13 protein-coding genes are annotated in these 24,599 nt (G+C 74.5%); all 13 read right to left on the reverse strand.

The annotated features are described in order from the left end of the window. Positions 1 to 61 precede the first annotated feature (61 nt). Positions 62 to 763, reverse strand: coding sequence for a hypothetical protein (locus tag B9L22_RS01595; RefSeq protein ID WP_043654136.1), 702 nt, complete (start codon positions 761 to 763; stop codon positions 62 to 64). Next, entirely contained in the window at positions 760 to 2,553 is a 1,794-nt protein-coding gene (locus B9L22_RS01600; RefSeq protein ID WP_086148982.1) for a serine/threonine-protein kinase, read from the reverse strand. The genes B9L22_RS01595 and B9L22_RS01600 overlap by 4 nt, the downstream gene beginning before the upstream one ends. Further along, positions 2,550 to 4,250, reverse strand: a complete 1,701-nt coding sequence (locus tag B9L22_RS01605) for an FHA domain-containing protein (protein WP_086148983.1) — start codon at positions 4,248 to 4,250, stop codon at positions 2,550 to 2,552. The genes B9L22_RS01600 and B9L22_RS01605 overlap by 4 nt, the downstream gene beginning before the upstream one ends. Beyond that, entirely contained in the window at positions 4,247 to 5,104 is an 858-nt protein-coding gene (locus B9L22_RS01610) for a PP2C family serine/threonine-protein phosphatase (protein WP_021483309.1), read from the reverse strand. Before B9L22_RS01610 ends, B9L22_RS01605 begins: the two co-directional genes overlap by 4 nt. Further along, positions 5,101 to 6,723 carry an RDD family protein gene (locus B9L22_RS20665; RefSeq protein ID WP_086148984.1) on the reverse strand — a complete coding sequence of 541 codons (1,623 nt, stop codon included), beginning with the start codon at positions 6,721 to 6,723 and terminating at the stop codon, positions 5,101 to 5,103. Before B9L22_RS20665 ends, B9L22_RS01610 begins: the two co-directional genes overlap by 4 nt. Further along, complete coding sequence (locus tag B9L22_RS01620; protein WP_086148985.1) at positions 6,720 to 9,221, reverse strand: transglutaminase family protein; 2,502 nt, start codon at positions 9,219 to 9,221, stop codon at positions 6,720 to 6,722. Before B9L22_RS01620 ends, B9L22_RS20665 begins: the two co-directional genes overlap by 4 nt. Next, the gene (locus tag B9L22_RS01625; RefSeq protein ID WP_233139585.1) at positions 9,221 to 10,564 is read right to left on the reverse strand and encodes a DUF58 domain-containing protein; all 1,344 of its coding nucleotides are present in this window, start codon (positions 10,562 to 10,564) and stop codon (positions 9,221 to 9,223) included. Before B9L22_RS01625 ends, B9L22_RS01620 begins: the two co-directional genes overlap by 1 nt. An 83-nt stretch (positions 10,565 to 10,647) precedes the next feature. Beyond that, positions 10,648 to 11,622 (reverse strand): MoxR family ATPase, encoded by a 975-nt coding sequence (locus tag B9L22_RS01630; protein WP_061269450.1) that lies wholly within the window; start codon positions 11,620 to 11,622, stop codon positions 10,648 to 10,650. Between the two features lie 47 nt (positions 11,623 to 11,669). Beyond that, a complete protein-coding gene (locus tag B9L22_RS20670) occupies positions 11,670 to 17,684 on the reverse strand; it encodes an Ig-like domain-containing protein (RefSeq protein WP_304441578.1) in 6,015 nt (2,004 codons plus the stop codon). A gap of 354 nt (positions 17,685 to 18,038) precedes the next feature. Next, the gene (locus tag B9L22_RS01640; RefSeq protein WP_034652106.1) at positions 18,039 to 19,043 is read right to left on the reverse strand and encodes a polyprenyl synthetase family protein; all 1,005 of its coding nucleotides are present in this window, start codon (positions 19,041 to 19,043) and stop codon (positions 18,039 to 18,041) included. Positions 19,044 to 19,108: 65 nt separating this feature from the next. Beyond that, positions 19,109 to 20,878, reverse strand: coding sequence for an NADH-quinone oxidoreductase subunit NuoN (nuoN, locus tag B9L22_RS01645; RefSeq protein WP_086148987.1), 1,770 nt, complete (start codon positions 20,876 to 20,878; stop codon positions 19,109 to 19,111). After that, complete coding sequence (locus B9L22_RS01650) at positions 20,875 to 22,545, reverse strand: NADH-quinone oxidoreductase subunit M (RefSeq protein WP_086148988.1); 1,671 nt, start codon at positions 22,543 to 22,545, stop codon at positions 20,875 to 20,877. Before B9L22_RS01650 ends, nuoN begins: the two co-directional genes overlap by 4 nt. A 13-nt stretch (positions 22,546 to 22,558) precedes the next feature. Continuing rightward, positions 22,559 to 24,589 carry an NADH-quinone oxidoreductase subunit L gene (gene nuoL, locus B9L22_RS01655; RefSeq protein ID WP_228485244.1) on the reverse strand — a complete coding sequence of 677 codons (2,031 nt, stop codon included), beginning with the start codon at positions 24,587 to 24,589 and terminating at the stop codon, positions 22,559 to 22,561. Between the last annotated feature and the right edge of the window lie 10 nt (positions 24,590 to 24,599).

Consider the following 24,599-nt stretch of genomic DNA (forward strand, 5'->3'; position numbering starts at 1 on the left):
GAGCGGTCGACGGGCGCGACCGACCGGAACGCGCGGCGCGCGCTCGCAGGAGCGGGCGGGCTCAGCCGTCGTCGGTCAGGTCGAGCAGGGGCAGGTCGGCCGCCGTCACGAGGCGCGACGCCACGGCGTACTCGACGAGGCGCGCCCGGCGGTTCGTCGCGAGCGCGCCGGGCCCGCCGCGCAGGCCCTTGACGCCGATCCGGTCGAGCTTGTCGCACACGTTGTCGAGCTTGCGGTTGAAGCGCGTCGTCGCCCAGCCGAGCCGGGCCGCCGCCGCGGCGGATGACGGGATCTCCGACAGGCCCGTGCCGTCGCGCCGCAGCATCGGCTCGGCGAGCGCCACGATGAGCTGCTTCTGGCTCGTCGTGAACGTGATCATGCCGATCGTCGTCGCGCCGCCCGCCTCCGGGTCCTCCGAGCGGATCTCCTGGTAGGGCGCGCCGCGCAGCTGCGCGGTGATCTCGTACGTCGTCGGCCCCGCGGTGAACACGATCGACGTCGTCGGGAAGACGATCGGCAGGCGGTTGCCCGGCGAGAGCCACGACTGGACGCCGCCGCCCGAGTCGCACACCGTCGCGGAGATGAGCGACCCGACGTTGGCGAGCCACCAGATACCGCCCTCGTGCGCGATGCGCAGGAAGCGCCGGTGCAGGTACGGGTTGTCCTCGATCGCGAGGTCCCCGTCGCGCCCGATGTCGAACGGGTCGCCGTCGGTGGACGGGCGGAACCACTCGCCGCAGAACTCGACCGCCAGCTCGCTCATGCCGCCTCCCCCGTGACGCACGTCTTCTGCGGCGTGGCCGAGACCTTGCCGTCCCGGTCGACGATGACCTCGATGCAGACCTGCTCGCCGGGCTTGGCCCGGAGCTCGACCGACGTCTTGTCGAAGTTCTCCTTGAACGGCGTCTCCTCGATCGGGTCGATCTTGCGCCACCAGAAGGAGTCGTCCTCGAGCGCCTTGTCCGAGTCGTAGGCCCACGTGAACGTCGCGACCTCGCGCGCCGGGTCGTAGGTGCCGACGAGGTCGTTCACCGGGGGCACGAGGTCGCCGAGGTTGTCCGACGGGACGAAGTCATCGTCGGGCGCGGTCGAGCTCTCGCCGCCCGCGGTGGTCTCCGTGTCGTCCGGCGTCGCGTCGGGCCGCAGGAGGAAGAAGCCCCCGACGGCGACCGCGACGCCGACGACGCCCGCGACCGTCGCCCAGAGCGCGCCGCGGCCGGAGCGCTGCTCCTGCGGGGACGCGTCGTCGGGTACCTGGTCCGGCCCGGCGGTCCGGTGCACGGTGTCCTCGACGGGCGGGGTCCCCCAGCCACCGGGACGCCGCGGGCCGGGGTACAGCCGCGAGGGGTCGGTCAGCTCCGCGACGGGCGCGCCGCTCTGCCCGACGGCGGTCGTCGGCACCGTGCCGGACGTCCCCGCCGAGGGCCCCTGGTCCCACGCGGCGGGCGCGTACGGCACCTGGGGGCGGTACGGCCCCGGCTGCGCGGGCGCGGTGCCCGGTGCGACGGTCTGCCCCGGCCACGCACCGGGCGGGGCGGTGTGCAGCGGGGTCGTCGGCTGCGTCGGACGGCCGGGCGCCACGGGCCCCGCGGACGTCCCGGTCCCGGACGGGTCGATCGAGACGACCTGGCGCAGGCGCGTCCCGGCGTCGTCGTCCGGCTCCTCCTCCTGGACGTGGCCCGAGTCGTCGAGCAGGTCGATCGGCGTCACCGCGTACGACAGCTCGTTCTGGACCTGCTGGAGGGCGCGCGCGAACGCGAGGACCGTCGGGTAGCGCGACGCCGGGTTCTTCGCCATCGCCGTCGCGAGCACGCGCTCGAGCGAGGCCGGGACGTCGGTGCGGCCCGTGGGCGGCAGGGGCGAGCCCTCGATGCGCGAGATGAGGTTCGCGCTCGAGTTCGACCCGCCGGGCACCTCGAACGGCGTGCGCCCGGCGAGCAGCGTGTACGTCGTCGCGGCGAGCGCCCAGACGTCGGTCGCGATGCCGCTGCGCGGGGGCTCCGCGAACGACTCCGGCGGGGACCACGGGATGGACATGCCCTCGGCGCGCGCGGCGTCGTCGACCGTGGACGAGATGCCGAAGTCCGTGAGCGCGGGGTGCCCGTACTCGGTGACGAGGATGTTCGCGGGCTTGATGTCGCGGTGCAGGATCCCGGCGCGGTGCGCCGTCTCGACCGCACCGGCGATCTGGACGGCCGTGCGCAGCGCCTCGGCGACGGGGAGCCGCTCGGTGCGGTAGCGCGCGCCGAGGTTGGGCCGCGAGCAGTACTCCATCGCGAGGTACGGGCGGCCGTCGTCCGCGATGTCCGCCTCGTACATCGTGACGATCGACGGGTGCGTCGAGAGCGTCGCCATGAGGTCGGCCTCGGCGTCGAACGCCGCGCGCTGCGAGTGGCTCGACCACTCGTGCAGCAGCACCTTCACCGCGACGCGGCGGCGCGGGCGCTGCTGCTGGTACAGGAAGACGTCCGAGAACCCGCCCGAGCCGATGAGCGAGACGTACTCGAAGCCGCGGATCTCCGGTGGTGGGGACGGTGCGCGCTTGCTGCTCACCGGATCCCCTCGAACCGCAGGGTCACGCCGTCGCCCAGGTCGGCGACGTCGCCGTCGACGACCAGGACCGGCTCGGACGGGTGCAGGCGCCGCGGCGGCTGGCCGCCGCGCAGGAGCGTGGTCCCGTTCGTCGTCGCCATGTCGCTGACGAGCACGTGCCAGCCCTCGAGCGTGATCTCCAGGTGCGAGCGCGAGATGTCCTGCTGCGGGCTCGGCACCGTGACGAGGCGCGGGAGCTCCGCGGCCTGCGTGCGCGGCGAGCGCGGGCGACGGCCCACGACGACGGGCCGGTCGAGCTCGAGCGTCTGGCCCGTCGAGACCACGACCCGGCCGAGCGGCGGGCGCACGGCGAGCTCGGCGTCGCCGTCGAGCGGGGCGTCGCACACGGCGCACGTGTCGCGCGACGGCGGGTTCGCGTGCCCCTCGGGGCACGTGCGCGCGAGGATCTGCTGCTGCCCCGGTGCGGGCGGCGGGCTGAAGGACGGGACCGGGGGCGGCACGGGTGCGTCCTCGACCGCCGGCTCCTGGGCCGCCGCGCGCAGGTCCGCGATCGCCGACGACAGCACGGTGTGGCCGTCGTGGTCGAGCCCGGCGACGGGCGCGGGCTCGTCGTCGGGCGTGACGGTCGCCGCCCGGTGCGCGGCGGCGGGCGTGGCGCCCGTCCACTCGCGCGGGACGCCCGCGATGAGGCCGTCCGGTGCGGGCGGCGGGGCGGGCACGGGCGCCTCGTCCGCCGGCGGGGCGGGGACGGCCGGGACGGGCGGCGCGGGCGGCACCGTGGCCGACGGCGCGGGCTCGTCGGCCTCGTCCGTCTCGTCGTCCTCCGCGGAGCGGACCGCGGCGTCCTCGACGGTCCGCAGGATGGTGGAGCCCCACAGGTGGGCGTAGTCGTCGTCCTCCTCCGGGGGCGCCTCGGAGACCGGCGCGGCCGGCTCCACGACGGGCGGCGGCTCGACGGCGTCGGGCTGCGGCGCGATCGTCTCCTCCGGGAGCCGGAGCGTCGCCCCGAGACCGCCGAGGACCGTCGTCGCCGACGGCACCGCGGGCGCCTCGGCGAGCGTCGCGGTCTCCGCGGCGGCGTGGCGCGCACCCGGACCGGGCTGCGAGGCCCGGTCCTCGGGGGCGCTCGCCTCCGAGGTGACGAGCCGGTCGTCGTCCGGCCCGGGGTCGGAGCCGAGGTCCTCGCCGCCCGACGCGACGGGCTGCTCGGGGCGCTCGACGAGCGGCCACGCGACCGCGGACGCGAGCACCACGCCCGACTCGAGCGGCACGGAGAGCGCGTCCCCGAGGAGCGGCCCGCCGGGAGGTGCGGGCTCGACGGGCACCACGCCCGCGTCCGCCTGGACGAGCAGCTCGACGACGTCGTCCAGCACCCGCTCCGACCAGGTGGTGACGCCCTCGCCCTCGACCTGGACGCGCTCGCCGCCGTCGAGCTCGAGCGTGACGGAGAGGCGGCCGCGCGCGGCCACGTGGACGCGACGGCCGGTGACGACCGCGACGACGAACGGCGGCACCGTGCGCAGGCTCGAGCCGAACGCGCCCGTGAGGACCTGGAGGACCTCGACGACGCCGGCGTCGGTACCGAGCTGGTCCCACACCTGCTCGACGAGCGCGGGCTCCACCGGTGCGGGCAGCACGACGACCGCGCCGCCGCGCACCACGGTGCGTGCCGTTCCGGTGACGTAGCGCAGCGTCACGTCAGACCCCCGATCTGCAGACGAACATCCCTGGGCAGCGTGTCCTCGTCGACGACCGGACCCGGCGCCGCCACCTGGTCCCGCGGCGTCGTGCTCCCGCCGCTCGTGTCGTCGGACACGCCCGTCGCGTCGACGACGACGACTGTGATGTTATCCCGGCCACCGGCCGCGATGGCCTCGTGGACCAGCCGCTCGGCGGCGGCCTGCGGGTCCGGCGTGGCGAGCAGGACCTCGGCGATCCGCTCGTCGGACAGCTCGCCGGTGAGGCCGTCGGAGCAGACGAGCACGCGGTCGTGCCGCTCGATGGGCAGGTACCAGAAGTCGGCCTGCGGGGCGTTGCGCGAGCCGAGCGCGCGCGTGACGACGTGGCGCCGCGGGTGCGTGAGCGCCTCGGTCGGGGTGAGGAGACCGGCGTCGACCATCTCCTGCACCTCGGAGTGGTCGACGCTCACCTGCTCCAGGCGGCCGCCCGCCAGGTGGTAGGTGCGCGAGTCGCCGACGTTCACGACGAGCCAGTACGGGTTGCCGTCCTGCTCGGAGACGACGACGCCCGTGACGGTCGTGCCGGCGCCGCGCCCCGGCTCGGTGACGATCGCCTGCACGTTCTCCTGCGCGACCGCGATCCGGGTCCGCACCTCCTCGGGCGTGACCACCTCGAGGTCGGCGAGCGGGCGCAGGGCCTCGACGGCCGTCGCGCTCGCGACCTCCCCGGCCTCGTGCCCGCCCATGCCGTCCGCCACGAAGAAGACGGAGCGCGCGGCGAGGAAGCGGTCCTCGTTGAGGAGGCGGCGGGCGCCGCGGTGCGACGCCGCGCCCCAGGCCAGGTGCACCTCGGCGGGCTGGTCGGTGGTCACGAGACTCCCGGGTGGACGACGAGGCGACGGTCGCCCACGTGGATGGTCGCGCCGATGGGGACGCGCACGCGCGTCCCCGGCTCGGCGACGCGGGGCGGGGATCCGGGCACCGAGACGACGGTGCCGTTCGTCGAGCCGCGGTCGGTGAGCCACAGGCCGCTCGGGTCGACGCGCAGCTCGGCGTGCGTCTTGGAGACGGAGCGCGTCGGGTCGTCGAGGGCGACGAGGGTCCACGGGCCGTCGTCGGGCGCCTGGGGGTTGCGGCCCACGAGGGTCGGGCGGTCGACGGTGCGCCGCTCCCCCGACTCGAGCTCGAGGACGACGGCCACGTCGGGCGCGGGGTCCATCGCGCGCACGTCGCGCGCGGACATCCGGGTGCTGTCCCACTCGGGCTCGGCGGCCTCGGGGCCCGCCGCCGGGGTGGCGGACCGCGCAGCAGCCGGGGCGGGCGTCGGCACGGGCGCGGGCGCCGGCACCGCGGCCGGCGGGGGCGCGGCGGGCGGCGGGGCGGACGTTCCGCTCCCGACGCCGGGGACGCCCGTGATGAGACCGCCCTCGGTGGGCGCGGGCGCGGGCGTGGACGGGAAGGCCCACGGGTCCGGCACGGGCGCGGCCGGCACCGCCCCGGACGCCTCGCCCGGGCGGGCCGGCGAGGCGGGAGACGGCGGCGGCGCGAACGACGCGGCGGGGGTCGCGGCCGACGGCGCGGACGGGCGCCCGGCGTCGGGCGCCGGGTACGACGCCGGGTGGCCGCCCGGGGCGGCGGGGTACGCGCCGGGGGCGGCCGGGGCGCCGTACGCCCCGGCGGGGCCGCCCGCCACGAGCGAGGCGACGCCGTCGTACCCCGAGGACGTGGGGGCGACGCCGCGCACGTCGAGCACGAGCGACCGGCCCGCCTTGTCGTGCCAGCCCTGCGACCGGCCGGAGGAGTCGAAGCGCGGGCTGAGCAGCACGACGAGGATCCCGCCCAGCGGCACGACGCCCACGATGATCCAGCGCAGCGCCGCGCGCCCGAACCCGACCGGCCCGCGCGTGCGCGCGTCCACCGTGCGGATGCCGGTCGCGAGGTTGCCGAGCGTCTTGCCCGTCGATCCCTCCCAGAACCAGACGCCGACCCACCACGCGAGCGCGAGCACCGCGGCCACGACGTAGACCACGAGGATCTTGCCGAGCAGCGCGGCGGCCTCGTCCTGGGTCACCGTCTGCACGCTGCCGAGCGGCGCACCCACGACCGCGAGACCCGCCACGAGGACGACGAGCGCGACGACGGCCGGCACGGCCGCGTCGACGAGGTACGCGAGGAACCGGCGGCCGGTCCCGGCGAAGGGCGCGGCGGCGAGGGACGACGGCGACGCCCCGGCCGAGACCGGGACGAAGGCCTTCTGCGTCGCCGCGTAGACCTCGGGCTCGGTCGTCGTGTCCGGCGCCGAGTGCGCGACGGCGGCGTACGGCAGGTCCGGCCCACCGCGGCCCGCGACGGCCTGGACGCCGCCGACCGGCCCGGCCGACGGCGCGGCGACGGGCCGGCCCGTCCGCGGGAACGGCTGACCGCACACCGCGCAGAACGCGGCCCCCGGGGACTGCGCGGACCCGCAGGCGGGGCACGTCACGTCGCTCATGACTCGTCTCCCTGTCGTCTCGACGGCCCCGACGACGACCCTGCCGCCGGGGGCACGGCTCCACCCCGCGCACCGGCGCGGCGGCCGGGCAGCCACCGGCGCAGACCCGCGGAACCGGCGCCCGCACGCACGGACCGCAGCGAGAGCGCGGCGCGCACCCGCGCGCGACGGTTCACGGAGGAGCGTAGCCCTCCGACGACGGAGTCGACGTCCGCCCAGAACGCCTCGATCTCCTGCTCCGTCGGCTCCCCGGTGCCGAACACGGTCGCGTCGGCGCGGTGCGCGAGCGGGATGGTCGCCGTCGCGCCGTACGCCTGCGCGAGCAGCCCGGCGCCCTCGCGGCGCGTCGAGCCGGCGGGGACGGGCGTCCCGAGGTCGGTCGCGGCGTCGAGCACCTCGCGCCAGCCACCGCTCACGCGGTCGACGGGCCGTTCCGCGGTGCGGCGCCGGGCCCGGCGCCGCGCCTTGTAGGCGAGCACGAGCACGACGGGGAGCGCGAGCAGCGCGAGGGGCACGACCACGGCGACGCCGATGAGGACGGCCTGGCCCCAGTCGAACCCGTCGCTGTCGGCCTTCTCCTTCTCCTCGTCGTCGATCTTCCCGGCCTCGGCCTCGGCCGGCTCCTCCGGCGGCTCCGGGTCCTCGAGGATCGGGGGCTTGGGCACCTGGAGGCTCTTCGGCTCGGGCTGGATCTTGTTGTCCTCGTCCGGGATCGCCGTGATCGGCACCCAGCCGTGCCCGACGAACGGCACCTCGGCCCACGCGTGCACGTCGGTCCCGGTCGCCGTGTACGGCTCGCCCGGCTCGAGCGGGTTCTTGTCCAGGTCGGGGTAGAAGCCCATGACGACGCGCGCCGGGATGCCGGCCTGGTTGGCCATGAGCGCGAGCGCGACGGCGAACTGCTCGTCGTCGCCCACCATCTCCTCGTCGGCGAGCAGCGTGTCGATGCGCTCCGCCGAGTGGCCCGGTCGCGACGGCGGCTGCGTGTCCAGCCCGCTCGAGAAGATGCCGCTCGCGACGAGGCCGTCGCGCAGCGCGTAGAGCTGGTCGACGGGCTCGGTCTCCTCGCCCATGAACTGCGCGGCCTTGCCCGCGAGCGACGCGGGCAGCACGCCCTTCGGCGGCGTGGGGACCTGCACCGACTGGTCGATCGCCCCCGCGCGCAGGTCGTCCTCGGTGGGCTCGGCCGTGACGAGCGCGTCGAGCGTGTAGGTGTCGCCCGGGCGCAGCCCGGCGGTCGACAGCGCCGTGCCGGTCGTGCCGTTGTAGTACGTCGTGTCGGCGAGCTCGCGCGCCCGCTCGCCGGTGTAGGTGATGCCTGCGAGCTGGCCGACGTCCGGCACCCACACCCCGGTGTAGTCGCCGACCTGGACGTCGAGGCGCGTCGGCGTGCCGGGCGCGACCGTCGCGATCTCCTGGCCCGCGCGCGTGTAGACGCCCGAGCCGGGCAGCCCGCTCGAGACGTCGTAGACGACGCCGTTGTAGGTGTCGAGCGCGGCGAGGCGGACCTTCGCGCCCGGGGGCAGGCCCCGGACGGTGAACAGCTCGTCCTCGCGCATGTCCTTCGCGTACTTGCGGAACGCCGTGAGCGGGCTGACGTACTGGTGCAGGTCGAGCGGCGGGACGACCGTCTCGCGCAGGACGGTGCGCGGGTCGTCGGGCAGGAGCGCGGGGGCCGCGAACGCCGCCGCGACGCCCCCGACGACGAGCATCGCCGCGCCCGTGCGCACGCGGTGCCACCACAGGCGCCGGGTCGCGGCGCGGCTCGCCTCCGTCGTGATCTGGTGCGCGCCGAGCCGCGCGGCGGTGACGCGCCACCCCGCCCAGAGCAGGCCGACGCCGCCGAGCACGAGGCCCTGTGCGACCGGGTACGCCGCGATGACGGTCCCGAGCAGGATGACCGCCACGAACGCGACGGCCACGGGCACGAGCGCCCACGCGGCACGACGCGCGCGCCACGCGATCGTGCCCGCGAGGAGACCCGTGACGAGCATGAGCAGGTACGGGACGACGGCGAGGTGCGGGAACGAGTGCAGCGGCGGGACGGTCGTGACGAACTCCTTCCAGCCCGTCACCGCCCCCCGCGCGAGGTCGGCGATCGTCGTGAGCGACGGGAGCACGCCCCCGATCGCGTCGGCGGGCAGGGCGAGCAGACCGCCCAGGAGGAGGTACGCGAGGACCGCGACCGGGAGCACGGTGTAGGCCGCCCAGCGCCGCCAGGCGCCGAGCCACGCGACCGCGAGGCCGACGACGGCGCCCCCCGCCGCGGGGAGCAGGTAGCCCGAGGAACCCCAGACGGGACCGAACCCGACGACCGTGGCGCCGAGGACGAGGACGAGCGCGAGCGCGTCGACGGCGCCGAGCACCGTGAGGGCGCGCGGGGTGTCGGCGCCCCGCAGCCGGGTCGTGTTCCGCTGCGACGTGCCGGACGAGGGCGCCGGCGTGCCGACCGGCGTGGCGCGGCGCGAGCCGCGCGTCGTGGTGCTGGGAGCGCTCATCAGTCGTTCAGCCTCCGCAGGGCGAGGGGGAGCTCGCCGAGCTCGCCGATGGTGAGGACGACGAGCTCCGCGATCGCGTGCCGGCTGAGGGACGCGCCGGGCACGCACTGGATCGCCATGACGCGCACGTCCTGCGACAGGCGCGCCGACGCCGCACGGAGCTCCGTCGGGGTGACCCGGCTCCCGACGATGAACGCCACGACGGACGCGTCGGTGATCGTCAGGCCCGCGACGCGCGCGACGTCGACGAGGGACGTGCGCTGCGACTGCGTCTCCACGCGCGCGAGGTCGTCGAGGAGGCGCGTGCGGTGGTCGCCGCGCAGGTTGCCGTCGTTGACGAGGACCGTGACGCCGCGGTCCTCCTTGATCGCCTGGAGCCCGAGGGACCCGCACGCGCTCACGGCGAGCTCGAACTCGTCGTCGTGCGCGTAGTCCTCGGCGCGCGTCGAGAGCAGCACCGCGAGGTGCGAGCGCCGCGTCTCCTCGAACTGGCGCACCATGAGCTGGCCCGTGCGGGCCGTCGTCTTCCAGTGGATGTGGCGGCGGTCGTCGCCGGGCACGTAGTCGCGCAGCGCGTGGAACGACACGTCGGAGTTCGAGATGTCGGTGGTCACGCGGCCCTCGAGGTCCTTGAGGAACCCGGTCGACGAGCCGGACAGGTTCTTGACCCGCGGGTGGACGAAGAGCTCCTCGGGCTCGGTCCACACGACCTCGCGCCGCAGGAGCCCGAGCGGGTCGGCCCGCACGGAGCGCACCGGGCCGACGGAGATGACCGACCGCCGGTGGGTCGGCACGGTGAAGATCTCCTCGTGGCTCCCCTGCGGGCGCAGGCGCGGCACGGGGAACGTCGCCATGCCCTGCCCCACGGGCAGCTCCATCACGGACGGGAGCAGCGGGCGGGCGGAGTCGTTGCGGACGTCGAGCCGGCCCACCGCGCGGTCCCCCACCGTCACGCGCTGCTGCGCGAGGTCGAGCACGACGGCGTACCGGAAGCGCCCGAGCACGAACGCGACGGCCGCGAGCAGCGCGACCGTGAGCAGGACCGCCACGACGAGCAGCTCGAGCCACGACAGCGCGAGCCCGGCCCACCAGGCCGCGACCGTGACGACGAGCGCCGCCCAGCCGAACGGGCTGACGGCGGACGTCACCGGCCGGACCGCCCGCGCGGCGGGCGCGAGCGCACGCCCGACCGGCGCGGTGACCCGCGCGAGGGGTGCGGCCAGGGGGCGGAGCAGCCCGGCGAGGGCGGACCCCGCGCGGGGTGCGCCCGGGCGGCCGCCGCTGGCGGTGCGGCCGGAGCGGGCGCTCGGGCGCCCGCTCGTCGGGCCGGGGGTGGCGTTCATGGGCATGAGCTCTCGGTCGGTGCGGGCCGTCGGTCCGCCGGCGGCGGGACGGCGTGCGGCCGGCGTGCGGGACGCCGGTCGCGTCAGGCGCTGCGGCGCTCCTGCGGCGCCGCGACGTCGGCGAGCAGGCGGCCGAGCACGGCCTCGTTCGTCGCGCCCGCGAACTCCGCCTCGGGGTCGAGCACGAGGCGGTGCGCCCACGTCGGCTGCGCCAGCTCCTTGACGTCGTCCGGCAGGACGTAGTTGCGCCCGTGCGCGGCGGCCCACACCTTCGCGCAGCGCACGAGGGCGAGCGCACCACGGACGGAGACGCCGACGCGCACCTCGGGCGCGTTGCGCGTCTCCTCGGCGAGCCGGGAGACGTACTCGAGCACCGCGCCGTCGACGTGCACCCGCGCGCCGAGCTCGGCCATCTCCGTGACGGCCTGCGTCGTGATGAGCGGCTGGAGCGTCTTGCTCCGGTCGCGGACGGACGCGCCCGAGAGGATCTCGACCGTCGAGGCGTGGTCCGGGTAGCCGATCGACGCCTTCATGAGGAAGCGGTCGAGCTGCGCCTCGGGCAGGCGGTACGTCCCGGCCTGCTCGATGGGGTTCTGCGTCGCGATGACCATGAACGGGCGGCCGACCTCGTGGCCGACGCCGTCGACCGTGACCCGGCCCTCCTCCATGACCTCGAGGAGCGCGGACTGCGTCTTGGGCGAGGCGCGGTTGATCTCGTCCGCGAGGACGATGGACGCGAAGATCGGGCCCTGGTGGAACTCGAACTTCCCCGTCTTCTGGTCGTAGATCGTCACGCCCGTGACGTCGGACGGCAGGAGGTCCGGGGTGAACTGGATGCGGTTGTTCGTGCCCTGGACGCTCGCGGCGAGGGCGCGCGCGAGCGAGGTCTTGCCGGTGCCGGGCGCGTCCTCGAGGAGGATGTGCCCCTCGGAGAGCATGCACGTCAGGGTCAGGCGCACGACGTGCGCCTTGCCCAGGACGGCCTGGCCCACGTTGCCGACGAGGCGGTCGAAGGTCTGAGCGAACCAGGTGGCCTGCTCGGGGGTCATGGTGGTCATTCGTCGCTTCCGTTCGCTGTGCTGTCCGAGGTGGGGCGCGGGCCGCGCTAGTACCACGTCATGGTGTTCGTGCTCCCGATGGTCGTCTCGATCCGCGCCGAGCCGCCCGGCTGGCCGTAGACGCACTGCTGGCCGCCGGAGTAGTTCCCGTTGCCGTCGGTCTGCAGGGCGCGGCCCTGGGCGTCGCGGCTGTAGTTGCCGGACCCGATCTGCGACCCGCCGCCGTAGCACGTCACCCGGAACGCGGTGTTGGCCGGGCCGTCCTTGATGGTGAGGTAGAGCTCGGCGCACGACGAGTGGGTGCAGTATCCCGGCCAGTTGCCGTCGGGGAGCTTGTGGTTGCTCCCCTTGCTCACCGTGAGGACGGGCTCGGGCTTCTTGTCGGACGTCGCCGACCTGCACGTCTCCTTCGCGGCGCCCTCCGTCGGGGTGACCCGGACGCAGATCTCGCGCGTCTCGGAGTAGCCGACCGAGAGGCTCCCGGAGCCTTCCTTCTGGGTGGACTGGACCGCGCCGCGCACCTGCACGGAGTACCCGCGCCCGTTGCCCGCGGTCGACCAGCTGTACGTGATCGAGCGGTCGCCGCCGTTCATCGACACGACCGGCGCCGGGATGGGCCCGTAGGGCGACTCCTCGTTCGCCGTCGCCGCAGCGCCAGGCTCGCGCGCGCCGTCGACCCCCGCGACGGCGCGTACCGCGATCCGGTACGGCTTGCCGTTCGACAGCCCGGCGACGACCTTGTTCGCGCCGAGCGCCTGCCAGCCGCCGCCGGCGTCGTACTGGTAGGTGATCTCGTCGGCCCGCACGCCGTTGCCCGACGCCGCGCCGAACGACAGCTGGATCTCGCCGTTCGTGCCGTTCGCGTCGGCGCTGAGGTTCGACACCGCGCCCGGCTTCGCGAACGCGCGCACCGGGTCCGACGCGGGCGAGAACTCGGCGTCGCCGAGCTTGTCCGTCGCCTTGTTGTGCGCGCGCACCCGGAACGCGTAGCCCGTCGTGTCCGCCGGGACGCCGACCGTCGCGGACGTCGCGCCGCCGGCGGCGGTCGCGGTCTGCACGACGCTCCCGCCCCGCAGCGCCTCGATCGTGTACCGCGTGATCGGTGCGCCGTTGCCGTCCGGGGCGCCCCAGGAGACCTGCATCTGCGACGTGTCGCCGATCGACGTGCGCTGCACCGCCGGCTTGGCGGGCGCCGCCGGCTTGCCCGCGGGCGTCTCGGCCGCCGAGTAGTCGCCCCAGTCCGAGGGGTCGGGGGCGAGGTTCACGGCCTGGGCGCGCACCTTGTACGCGACGCCGTTCTGCAGGCCGTCCCACGTCACCGACGTCCCGGTGAGGGCCGTCTTCTGCACGGCGCCGCCCGGCGGCGCGGGCGAGATCTCGAGGTTGACGGCCTGGATCGGCGAGCGGTCGGTGTAGGTCTTGTTGGTCCAGGTGACCGTGAGGGACTGGTCGCCGAACTCGAGGGTGGGTGCGGCGGGCGGGTCGGGCTTCTCGTCGGGTCGGGCGACGGCGGAGGCCGGGGAGGCGGGTCCGTCGCCGACGGCGTTGGTCGCGTAGACGGTGAAGGTGTACTCGACGTTGTTGGTCAGGCCGTCCAGGGTGCAGGTGGTGGTGCCGCAGGCCTTCTCGTAGCCGTTCTGGGAGCGCACGGTGTAGCCGGTGATGTCGGCGCCGTTGTTGTTCGGCGGGTCCCAGGTGAGCACGACGGTCTTGGAGCGGACCTCGACGACCTGCGGGGTCGAGGGCGCCTCCGGCTTGCCCAGGACCTTGAGCTGGACGCGGCCCTCGACCTCGCGGTCGGGGTCCTTCGTCGCGTCCTGGATCCGGTACCGGACGACCATGACCCCGACGAAGTCGTCGCGCGGGGTGACCGAGACCTGGTCGCCCGCGACGGAGGCGGTGCCCTGCCCCGTCTCCACCACGGCGTCGACGAGGGTCAGCGGCCGGTCGGGGAACGGGTTGGAGTCGTTGGCCAGGACGGGCACGGTGGTGGCCTTGCCCTGGTGAGCGTCGTCGACGGTGTCGGGGTTGGCGCGGGCCAGGGGCCGGGTCGAGGCCACGACGGTCAGGGTCGCGGTGCCCTCGACCGGGGGGTGCTCGCCGTCGGTGACGGTGATCGGGACCTGCACGACCGAGCCCTTGGGCACGTCCGGGGTCGCCTGGGCGCGCAGCGTGGTGCCCTCGACGGACACGGTCACGCCCTGCGCCTGGCCGGTGGCCTTGAAGGTCAGGGGGTCGCCGTCGGGGTCGGTCGCGAAGCGCGCGAGGTCGATCGAGGCCTCCTCGCCCGCCGCGACGTCGAGCGTCGGGGTCGACAGCTCCGGCGGCAGGTTCTCCGGCGGGAGCACCTGGACGGGGATCGTCAGGACGTTTGTCCGGCCCTCCGGGTCGTCCGGGCCCGACCCGTCCGTCACCTCGAACGACACCGACGCCGGGCCGGTGTAGTCCGCGTCGGGCGTGTAGACGATCTCAGTCACGGACGGGACCTGCCGGTCCCCCTCGGTGACCTTGACCTTGTCCTCGGTGGTCAGGCGCGGGGAGCGGCCCTCCACGACGAGCACGTGCTGGGTGAGGTCGATCGGGAGCGACTCCCCCGCCAGCACCTCGAGCTGCGTGCCCGGCCGCAGCGTGGGCTTCTGGTCGGTGAGGCCGGGGACCTTGACGAAGGCCTTGGCGGTCAGGCCGTCGATGTCGGTCGCGGTGTAGGTGATGACCTGGCGGCCCTCGGTGAGGGTGACGGTGAGCTCGCCGTCGGGGGTGACGCTCGCGGTGGTCGCGTCGGTGGTGACGGTGAGCTCGCTCGCGGCGCCGTCGGGGTCCTCGTCGTTGTCCAGGACGGGGACCGTGACCTCGGTCTTGCCCAGGATGTCCTCCACGGGCACGGTGTCGTCGCGCGCGACCGGGGGCAGCAGGGGCGCGTTCGCCGAGACGTTCACGGTGACCGCGCCGGTCGCGCGGGCGCCGTAGGTGTCCTGGATCTGGTAGTAGAACGTGTACGAGCCGTCCTGGTCGGGCGAGGTGAGCACGATGCGGTCGGCCACGACCTCGGCGTCCAGGTCGTGGGTGTCCTCGATCCCGCCCGGGACCAGGCCGACCTGGTCGCCGTCGGGGTCGGTGTCGTTGGCCAGCGCCGCGACCGAGACCGTGCGCCCCGGACGCACCGTCACCTCGTCGTCCACCGCGACCGGCGACTGGTTGCTCTCGCCCGGCCGCGCGATCCCCACCCGCACGGTCCCGGTCGCCGTCGCCCCGCGGGCGTCCAGGACCGTGTACGTGAAGGTGTCGAGGCCCGTCGCGTTCTTGGAGGCCGCGTACTCGAGGAAGCCCTCGACGACGCTCGCCGAGCCCTTCGCGGGCGGCGCCGCCACCCCCGTCACCTGGACGGAGTCGCCGTCGGGGTCGATGCCGTCCAGCGGGACCGCGATGCGCACGCTGGACCCGGACAGCACCCGGGCCTCGATCTCGCGCGGCTGCGGCGGGGCGTTGTCCTCACCGTCACGGATCCGGATCGTGACCTGGGCCGAGTCCTCCTGCCCGTTGACGTCCCGCACCCGGTAGATCGCGTACGCCGTGCCCGCCTCCGAGCCCGCCTTGAACCGCAGCGTGTCCTCCGACACGAACGCCTCACCCAGCGCCGGGTCCACGTCCTGCTCCAGCTCGGGCTGCAGGAACAGCTCCAACCCGTCCGGGTGCGTGTCGTTCTTCAGCACCGGGACCGTCACCACGTCCCCCGCGTGCACCGTCACCTCGTCCGCGACCGCGTTCGGAGGCTGCAACCGCGTCGGCGCCGGCACCGGCACCACCCGCACCTCGCCCACGGCCGACTCCGTGCCGTTCGACACGGTGTAGGCGATGCTGACGGGGCCGTCGAGCCGCCGCAGCTCCGTGACGCGGAGCATCTGGTGCCCCAGGACGGCCACGGAGACGCCCGCGTCCGCCGGGACCGAGACCGACTGGACCACCAGGACGCCGCCCGCCGGGTCGGTGTCGTTGGCGAGCACGTCGACCAGGGTCGAGCCGCCGGTGGGCAGCAGGGCCGTGTCGGTGACGACGATCGGGGCGCCCTCGGCCTCGGACGGCGGCAGGACGTCCACCCGCACCAGGCCCGTGGTCGCGTTCGGGCCGTCGGTCACCTGGTACGTCAGGTCGTAGGAGCGCGGCTCCATCGAGAGGAACGTGAACGTGCCCGCGTCGTAGTTCGGCGTGATCTGCGCCGGGGCCGACTCCGACACCGACGCCAGGCGCAGCTCGTCCCCGTTCGGGTCGGTGTCGTTGCGCAACGGCTCCACCGTCACCGGCTGCCCCGCCGGGACCACCACGTGGTCGCTCACCGCGACCGGCGGCTGCGGACCGGGCACCACGTCGACCAGCAGCTTGCCCTCGAACACGCCGCCCTGACCGTCCGCCACGGTGACCGCGACGATCTTGCGGCCCGTCGAGCCGCCGCCGTCGCGCAGCTCGACCGTGCCGTCGGGGCGCGAGCGCACGTCGTCGCCCGCGACCGTCGCGGCCGCCGACGCGAGGTACAGGTCGTCGCCGTCCGGGTCCTTGAAGTACGGCAGCACCTTGATCGACGCCGTCCCGCCCTGCTCCACCCGGACCACGGGGTCGCCCGTCTGCTCCGGCGGAGCGTTCTCGCCCCAGGGCGAGACGCGCAGCGACACCGAGGCCTCCGCGGTCCCCCCACGGCCGTCGGAGACGGCGTAGCGGAAGGAGCCCTCCCCGGTCGCGTCCTCGGGGACCACGGCCTGGAGCGCGGCGCCGCCCATGATCGTCTGCACGGTCGCGTTCGACGGCGAGTCCCCGACGAGCGACGCCGTCATCACGTCCCCGTCCGGGTCCACGTCGTTGCCCAGCACCGGCAGGATCGTCGTGCGCCCCGGACGCACCCCGAACGCGTCGTCCTTCGGCTGCGGCGGCCGGTTCGGCTGGGACCGGTCCGCGATGAACTGGTCCACCTGCTCGGGGTTCGTCAGCTCCGCGTCGGCCTCCTCGCCCTCGGCCTCCTCGGGCATCTGGACGTCCCAGTCGTCGACCTTCTGGTACTCGTCCGCCGCCATCCACAACGTCCCCGCCGACAGGTCGTTGAGCACGATCACCTGCCGGTTCACCCGGTACTCCAGGCGAGCCTGCGGGTCGATCCCCTCCAGGCGGGTGTCCAGGTCACGGTCGGTGCCCTCGCAGTCACGGACCACCTGGCCGGTCGAGGCCCACGCCCCGTACGTGCACGACCCGAGCTGCACGGGCGCCGCCGGGCGGCCCTCGGCCGCGCGGCGGACCGCGTCGCCGCCGGCGAGCGGCTGCGTGACGAGACCGCGCGACGTCGCGACCACCACGTCGTCGGACGCCGCCGAGGGCTGCTGCAACCGCGCCTCCGCGCCGTCGTCGAGCGCCACGGTGCGTCCGCCGGGCAGCACGAGCTGCGACGCGGAGCGGTCCAGCACGACCGGCTCGTCGCCGACCGCGGTCACCTCGACCTCGGCACCCGACCCCACGGGCAGCGTGGTGGACGCCGGCTCCCCCGAGACCGCGCCGCGCGCCGTCGTGCGGACCGTCCAGAGCGTCCCGGTCGACGGGACCGCGACGAACACCGTGCCGTCCTGCGCGACGACGACGTCCCCGTCGCCCTCGACCTCGACCGTCGGGTCGAGCTCCTCGGCGTCGAACGAGGTGGCGCCGTCGAACGGCAGGACCCACAGCAGGCCCTCCTCACCGTCGAGGATCGCGGTCGTCGCGCCCCCGGAGGCGACCTGCGCCCCGGCCGGCAGCCGCACCTGGCCGTCGAGCTTGAGGTGGGCGACGTCCACGGGCGAGGCGGTCCCGGTGCCCGCGTCCTCGAGGAGCACGCGGCCCGCGTCCTGCTGCACGTCGAACGACGCGCTGCCCGCGTTGAGCGTGCCGTCCATCGCCTGGGACTCGTAGTTGAACCGCCCCACCAGGCCGGCCGACGTCTTCGTCACCCACACGCCCGAGTCGTTGAGGTCCACGTCCGCCGTGGCCTCGCCCTCGGTGAACAGCGCGAGTCCCACCAGCGCCGTGGAGAACACCGACACGGTGCTCACGGACGCGACGGTACGGCGATGCTCACGCAGGCGCGCCAGGAAACCCACAAGTCCTCCGAGGTGCCGGATCGGGAGGCGACCGGTCCCCTTCGCCGGCCCCCTCGATCTCGCACTTGCCAGGCGGCCCCACCGATCGCGCAACCGAGGATAACGGGAGGGCGAGTGAGATCCGACACCCGTCCCATGGGGAGAACTCCCCTCTCGGTCCGCGCGCCCCGGGCCCACCGGCGCGGACCGCCGTCGGGTGTGCCGCTACCGGCCGGGCCGGACGGGTGTCCCGGGCAACCGGCCCGGGCACCGGGACGGCCCCGCGCCCACGGCACCCGCGACCGGAAAGTTCACCCTCTCGGCGGGTCAGGCGGCGCGGTCCGCCAGGGCCTCCGCGAAGGAGCGCAGCGCGTCGCTCACCGGCCCGGGGGGCAGCGTGTCGAGCTCGTCGACGGCGGAGCGGGCCCACCGGACGGCGAGCGCGCGCGTCTCGGCGAGCACCTCGTGTCGGCGCAGCGCCGCGACGGCCGCCGCGAGCGCGGCGTCGTCGGTCAGGTCGGAGTCGAGCAGCTCGACGAGCGCCGCGTCGTCCTCCGTCGCGGTGCCCTGCGCGATGCGCGCGCGCAGCAGGAGGACCGGCATCGTGGGGACCTTCTCGCGGAGGTCGGTGCCGGGCGTCTTGCCCGACTCGTCGCCGGAGGACGCGAGGTCCAGGACGTCGTCGGCGAGCTGGAAGGCGACCCCCAGCCGCTCGCCGTACGCCGCGACCGTCTCGACGACGTCGGCCGGGCAGCCGGCGAACATCGCGCCGAGCCGTGCGGACGTCGACAGGAGCGACGCCGTCTTGTCCGCGAGGACCTCGAGGTAGTGCTCGACGGGGTCGTCGCCCTCGCCCGGCCCCGTGGTCTCGTGGAGCTGGCCGAGGCAGAGCCGCTCGAACGTCCGCGCCTGGATGAGCACGGCCTCCGGGCCGAGCGCCGCCACGGTCGACGCGGCGCGCGCGAAGAGCAGGTCGCCGACCATGATCGCGACGGAGTTGCCCCACACCGCGTGCGCGGACGGCGCCCCGCGCCGCACGGGCGCGGAGTCCATGACGTCGTCGTGGTAGAGCGACGCGAGGTGCGTGAGCTCGACGACGACGGCCGCCTCCGCGACCTCGGGGCGCGTCCCGTCCCCGAGCTCGGCCGCGAGCAGCGTGAGCAGGGGGCGCAGACGCTTGCCCCCGGCGTTCACGAGGTGCCGCGACGCCGAGTCCGCGAGCGGGTCGGCGTGCGCGACGGCGGCCCGGAGCCGGGTCTCGACCTCCGCCAGGCGCTCGGTGAGGGCGGCCGCGAGCTCGGGGTCCGAGATCGGGATCGCGGTGGTCGTCACGGGAGCGGTCCGCTCGCGCGGGCCGCGGGGCCCGGCGGGCGCGGAGGGGACGGGAGGCACGGAGGTCACGGGACGAACTTAACCGCCTCGGCCGCCAGATCGAGAACCGGGGAGGGGAACACACCGAGGAGGAGCACCCCGATCGCGCACACGGCGATCGCCACGGTCGTCGGTCCGGTCGACCGCACGACGGTCACGCCGGTGCCCTCGGAGGCCTCCGCGCCGCCGTCCACGCCGCCGGACGGCGCCGTGAAGAACATCAGCACGATGAGGCGGACGTAGAAGAACACCGCCACCGCCGAGGCGAGCACACCGACCACCGCGAGCACCCACGTGGAGCCGCCGCCCTGCCCGTCGGGGCCGGCGATCGCCGCACCGAACGCGGTGAACTTCGCCACGAACCCGGCGGTCAGCGGGATGCCCGCCATGGAGAGCAGGAAGAGCGAGAAGACGCCGGCGAGCCACGGGCTGCGGCGCCCCAGACCCGCCCACTGGGCGAGGTGGGTGGCCTCGCCGAGCACGGCGACGGGCTCCCGGGACGAGCCGTCCGTGACGTTGTCCGCCGCGTCCGAGCCGTCGGCTCCCCCGGCGCCCGCCCCGACGGTCGCGGGCACCCGCTCGCGGACGGGGGCCGTCTCGCGGACGAGCGTGACGACCGCGAAGGCGCCGACCGTCGCGAGGCCGTAGACGAGGAGGTAGAACACCGTCGCCCGCAGCGAGAGCTGGGAGAACCCCAGGACGCCGACGAGGATGAAGCCCGCGTGGGCGATCGACGAGTACGCGAGGAGCCGCTTGACGTCGGTCTGGACGGCGCCGACAACGGTCCCGACGACCATGGTGAGCAGCGTGACGATCCACAGCGCGACGAACAGGTCCTCGCGCGTGGCCGGCGACGACTGCGCCAGACCGAGGCTCACGACGTACAGCACGCGCAGGAGCGCGCCGAACGCCGCTGCCTTGGTGCACGCCGCCATGAAGCCGGTGATCGGCGTCGGGGCCCCCTGGTAGACGTCGGGGGTCCACGAGTGGAACGGCGCGGCGCCGATCTTGAACAGCAGCCCCGCGAGGATGAGCAGGGCACCGACGACGACCAGCCCGGGCATGCTCGCGAGCGGGCCCTCGGGCGTCGCGAGTGACCGGTACACCTCGACGAGGTCCACCGAGCCGGCGAACCCGTAGACGAGGGCGACGCCGAACACGAACAGCGCGGACGCGAACGCGCCGAGCAGGAAGTACTTGAACGACGCCTCCTGCGACAGCAGACGGCGGCGCCGGGACATCGCGGACAGCACGTACAGCGGGAGCGAGAGCACCTCGAGCGCAACGAACATCACGAGGAGGTTGCCCGTGGCGGGGAAGATCATCATGCCGCCGACGGCGAACAGCACGAGCGGGTAGACCTCGGTCTGCTCCAGCCCCTTGCGCCGCGTGAGGTCCTCGTACGGCGAGCCGGGGACGGCGGCCGCGGACGGCGCGAACGCGTCCTGGCCGGTCGACGTCCGGTCGGCGATCACGAGGATCGCCAGGAACGCGAGCAGCACGACGATCCCCTGGATCGCGAGCCCGAAGGGGTCGATGACCATCGACCCGCCGAGCACCCGCACGCCGTAGGCGGCGCCGTCGGTGCCCTGGACGGCGGGGTCGCGCCACAGCACGACGACGAGCGCGAGCGCCGCGGCGGTCGCGAGCAGGGCCAGCACGACCTGCACCGTGCGCCGGACGCGCGCCGGGACGAACGCCTCGACGAGCACGCCGACGACGCCGGCGCCGAGCACGACGAGGACCGGGGCGAGGTACAGCCAGTCGACCGTGGGGGCCACGAAGGAGTCGTTCACGACTCGCTCCCTTCGTCGGAGCTACGAGTGACGGACGTGCCCGGGCTCGAGGAGGCGACCTGCTCGGTCCCCGCGGCGAACGGGTCGGAGCGCGGCGGGTCCTCGACGCCCGCGACCGCGAGGTCGGAGAGCGTCACCTCCGCGGGCTCGCGCACGAGGTCGAGCGCGGGCGCCGGGTAGAACCCGAGGACGAGGAGGGCGACGAGCAGCGGCGCGACGACCCACTTCTCGCGCGCGCCCAGGTCGGGGAGCCGGTCGAGCCCCTCGCGCGTGCCGCCCGTGAAGATCCGCTGGTAGGTCAGCAGCACGTAGAGCGCGGCGAGCACGACGCCGAGCACCGCGACGAGCGCGGCCCACGGGCTGCGCGCGAACGTCCCGACGAGGACCATGATCTCGCTGACGAACGTCGACAGGCCGGGCAGCGACAGCGCGGACAGGCCCGCCACGAGGAACGTGCCCGCGAGCACCGGGACCACCTTCTGCAGACCGCCGTAGTCCGCGATGCGCTGCGAGCGCTCGGGGTGCCGAGCGACGAGGAAGCCCGCGAGGAGGAACAGGGCCCCGGTCGAGATCCCGTGGTTGACCATGTAGAGCGACGAGCCGGACACGCTGAGCGACGTGAACGCGAAGATGCCGAGCACGATGAACCCGAAGTGCGACACCGACGTGTAGGCGATGAGCCGCATGAGGTCGCTCTGCCCGATCGCCATGAGCGCGCCGTACAGGATCGAGACCACGGCGAGCACGACGACGACGGGCGCCGCCCACCTGCTCGCGTTCGGGAACAGCGGCAGGCACAGCGTGAGCATCCCGAACGTGCCCACCTTGTCCAGGACGCCGACGAGCAGCGTGGACGTCCCGGCCGGCGCGTGCTGCGCGGCGTCGGGCAGCCAGGTGTGCACGGGGAAGAGCGGCGCCTTGATGGCGAACGCGAGGAAGAAGCCGAGGAACAGCAGCCGCTCGATCGTGACCGGCATCGGGTTCTCCGCGAAGTACCCGACGAGGTTCGTCGTGAGGAACGCGTCCTCGGGCCGCGCGCCCGTGGCCGGGTCGATCGGCACCTGGACGTAGAGCGCGATGACGGCCGCGAGCATGATGAGGCCGCCCGCGAGCGAGAACAGCAGGAACTTCACCGCGGCGTAGCGCCGCCGCGCCCCGACGCCGAACCCGCCGATCATGAAGTAGACCGGGATGAGCATGGCCTCGAACAGCACGTAGAAGAGGAACACGTCGCGCGCGACGAACACCGCGACCATGAACGCCTCGAGGAGCAGCACGAGCGCGAGGTAGTGGCGCAGGCGGCGGACGTCGCCGTCCTGCTCCTTCCACGCGGCGAGCACGACGAGCGGGACCAGCAGCACCGACAGCGCGACGAGCGCGAGCGCGACGCCGTCGGCGCCGACCGCGTAGCTCGCCCCGATCTGCGGGATCCAGCGGTACGTCTCGGCGAGCTGGTGGGTACCGGCCGCGGACGTGTCGAACGCGGTGAACGCGCCGACGAGCAGGCCGAGCTCGACGAGCGCCGCGCCGAGCGCGATGCCGCGCACGGCACGCAGCGCGCCCGCACCGACGCCGCGCGTGCGGGCCGCGGCCGTGAGCCACACCGCCGCGGCACCCACCAGGGGCCAGGCGATGAGCAAGGACAACCAGGGGACGGAGGTGGTCATGGGTGTCTCCCTCTCAGCTCGCGGAGCCGGTGGTCAGGGCGAGGACGACGGCGACGACGACCACGAGGCCGCCGAGCATCGTCGCGCCGTACGAGCGCACGTAGCCGTTCTGCCACCCGCGGAGCCACTCCCCCACCTTGCCGACGAGGCCGGCCAGGCCCATCCAGCCGCCGTCGACCATCTCCTTGTCGGCGTAGACGAGCGAGCGCGTGAGGTACTGGCCGGGACGCATGAACACCGTCTCGTTGACGTCGTCCTGGTACAGGTCGCGGCGGGCCGCGCGCGTGAGCACGGAGCCGCGCGGGGCGCGGACCGGGACGCTCGACATCGCGTACTGGCGCCACGCGAGGGCGGCGCCCGCGAGGACGAGCAGGAGCGTCAGCGCGATGAGCGACCAGACGGGCAGCACGGGCTCGTGGTGCTCGGCGTGCCCCGTGACGGGCTCGAGCCACGTGACGAAGCGCGAGCCCGCGGCGAGGATGCCGCCCAGGGCCACCGACCCGACCGCGAGGACGATCATCGGCCACGTCATGAGGCGCGGGGACTCGTGCGGGTGCTGGACGGGACCGTCCTGGGGGCCGAGGCCGTCCACGGAGCCGCTGCCGTCGTTCCAGCGGCGGCGACCGGAGAACGTCATGAAGAACAGGCGCGACATGTAGAACGCGGTGATCCCCGCGCCGAGCAGCGCCACGCCGCCAAAGACCCACGCCCGCCACGGCTCGCCGTCGACGGGGACGAACGCGGCCTCGATGATCTTGTCCTTGCTCCAGAAGCCCGAGAACGGCGGGATCCCGAGGATCGCGAGCCAGCCCATCATGAAGGTGATCCACGTGACCTTCATGTAGCGCGCGAGGCCGCCGAACCGGCGCATGTCGACCTGGTCGTCCATGCCGTGCATGACGGACCCCGCGCCGAGGAACATCCCGGCCTTGAAGAAGCCGTGCGTCACGAGGTGGAAGATCGCGAACGCGTAGCCGATCGGGCCGAGCCCGGCGGCGAGGATCATGTAGCCGATCTGCGACATGGTCGACGCGGCGAGCGCCTTCTTGATGTCGTCCTTCGCGCAGCCGACGATCGCCCCGAAGAGCAGCGTCACCGCACCCACGATCACCACGACGAGCTGCGCCGTCGGCGCGCCCTCGAAGATCGGCGCGGACCGCACGACGAGGTAGACGCCCGCCGTGACCATGGTCGCGGCGTGGATGAGCGCGGAGACCGGCGTCGGGCCGGCCATCGCGTCCCCGAGCCACGCCTGGAGCGGGAACTGCGCCGACTTGCCGCACGCCGCGAGCAGGAGCGCGAGGCCCGTCGCCGTGAGCAGCGCGGTCGAGGCCTCCGGCACGCGGGCGAACACCGTGCTGAAGTCGAGCGCGCCGAACGTCGCGAACATGAGCATCATCGCGACGATGAGGCCGATGTCGCCCACGCGGTTCATGACGAACGCCTTCTTCGCCGCGACCGCGTACGCCCGGTTGTGGTTCCAGAACCCGATGAGCAGGTACGACGCGAGGCCCACGCCCTCCCAGCCGACGAACAGCAGGAGGAACGAGTCGGCGAGGACGAGGACGAGCATCGCCGCGATGAACAGGTTGAGGTACGCGAAGAACCGGCGCCGGTCGCGGTCGTGCGCCATGTAGGCGACCGCGTACACGTGGATGAGCGTCCCGACGAACGTCACGAGGAGCACGAAGGTCAGGGACAGCGGGTCGATCCGCAGCCCGACGGCGAGGTCGAGCCCGCCGGACGCGATCCAGTCGAACAGGCGGTAGTCCACGACGCGCTCGTCGACCGGGAGGCCGAGCATCGACACGAAGAGGACCAGGCCCACGACGAACGCCGCGGCGGACATGAGCACGCCGAACCAGGCGCCCCAGCGGTCGCTGCGGCGGCCCGCGAGCAGCAGGACGGCCGCCCCGACGAGCGGGAGCAGCACGAGCAGCGGTGCGGCGAGGAACGCGCCCGGGACCGTCTCGGTCGCGGGCACGACGTCGGTCGCGGTCAGCAGTCCGCCCGCCGACGGCAGGGCGGGAAGGAGCATCGTCATCGGTGCCGGC

This window comes from Cellulosimicrobium sp. KWT-B (genome assembly GCF_002127155.1).
Classification (GTDB): Bacteria; Actinomycetota; Actinomycetes; order Actinomycetales; family Cellulomonadaceae; genus Cellulosimicrobium; species Cellulosimicrobium funkei.

Bases quoted from the DNA above. Each gene is read 5' to 3' on its own strand.
- B9L22_RS01625 (WP_233139585.1), bottom strand. From the start codon at position 10,564: ATGAACGCCACCCCCGGCCCGACGAGCGGGCGCCCGAGCGCCCGCTCC.
- nuoL (WP_228485244.1), bottom strand. From the start codon at position 24,589: ATGACGATGCTCCTTCCCGCCCTGCCGTCGGCGGGCGGACTGCTGACC.
- B9L22_RS20665 (WP_086148984.1), bottom strand. From the start codon at position 6,723: ATGAGCGACGTGACGTGCCCCGCCTGCGGGTCCGCGCAGTCCCCGGGG.
- B9L22_RS01650 (WP_086148988.1), bottom strand. From the start codon at position 22,545: ATGACCACCTCCGTCCCCTGGTTGTCCTTGCTCATCGCCTGGCCCCTG.
- B9L22_RS01630 (WP_061269450.1), bottom strand. From the start codon at position 11,622: ATGACCACCATGACCCCCGAGCAGGCCACCTGGTTCGCTCAGACCTTC.
- B9L22_RS01595 (WP_043654136.1), bottom strand. From the start codon at position 763: ATGAGCGAGCTGGCGGTCGAGTTCTGCGGCGAGTGGTTCCGCCCGTCC.
- B9L22_RS01620 (WP_086148985.1), bottom strand. From the start codon at position 9,221: ATGAGCGCTCCCAGCACCACGACGCGCGGCTCGCGCCGCGCCACGCCG.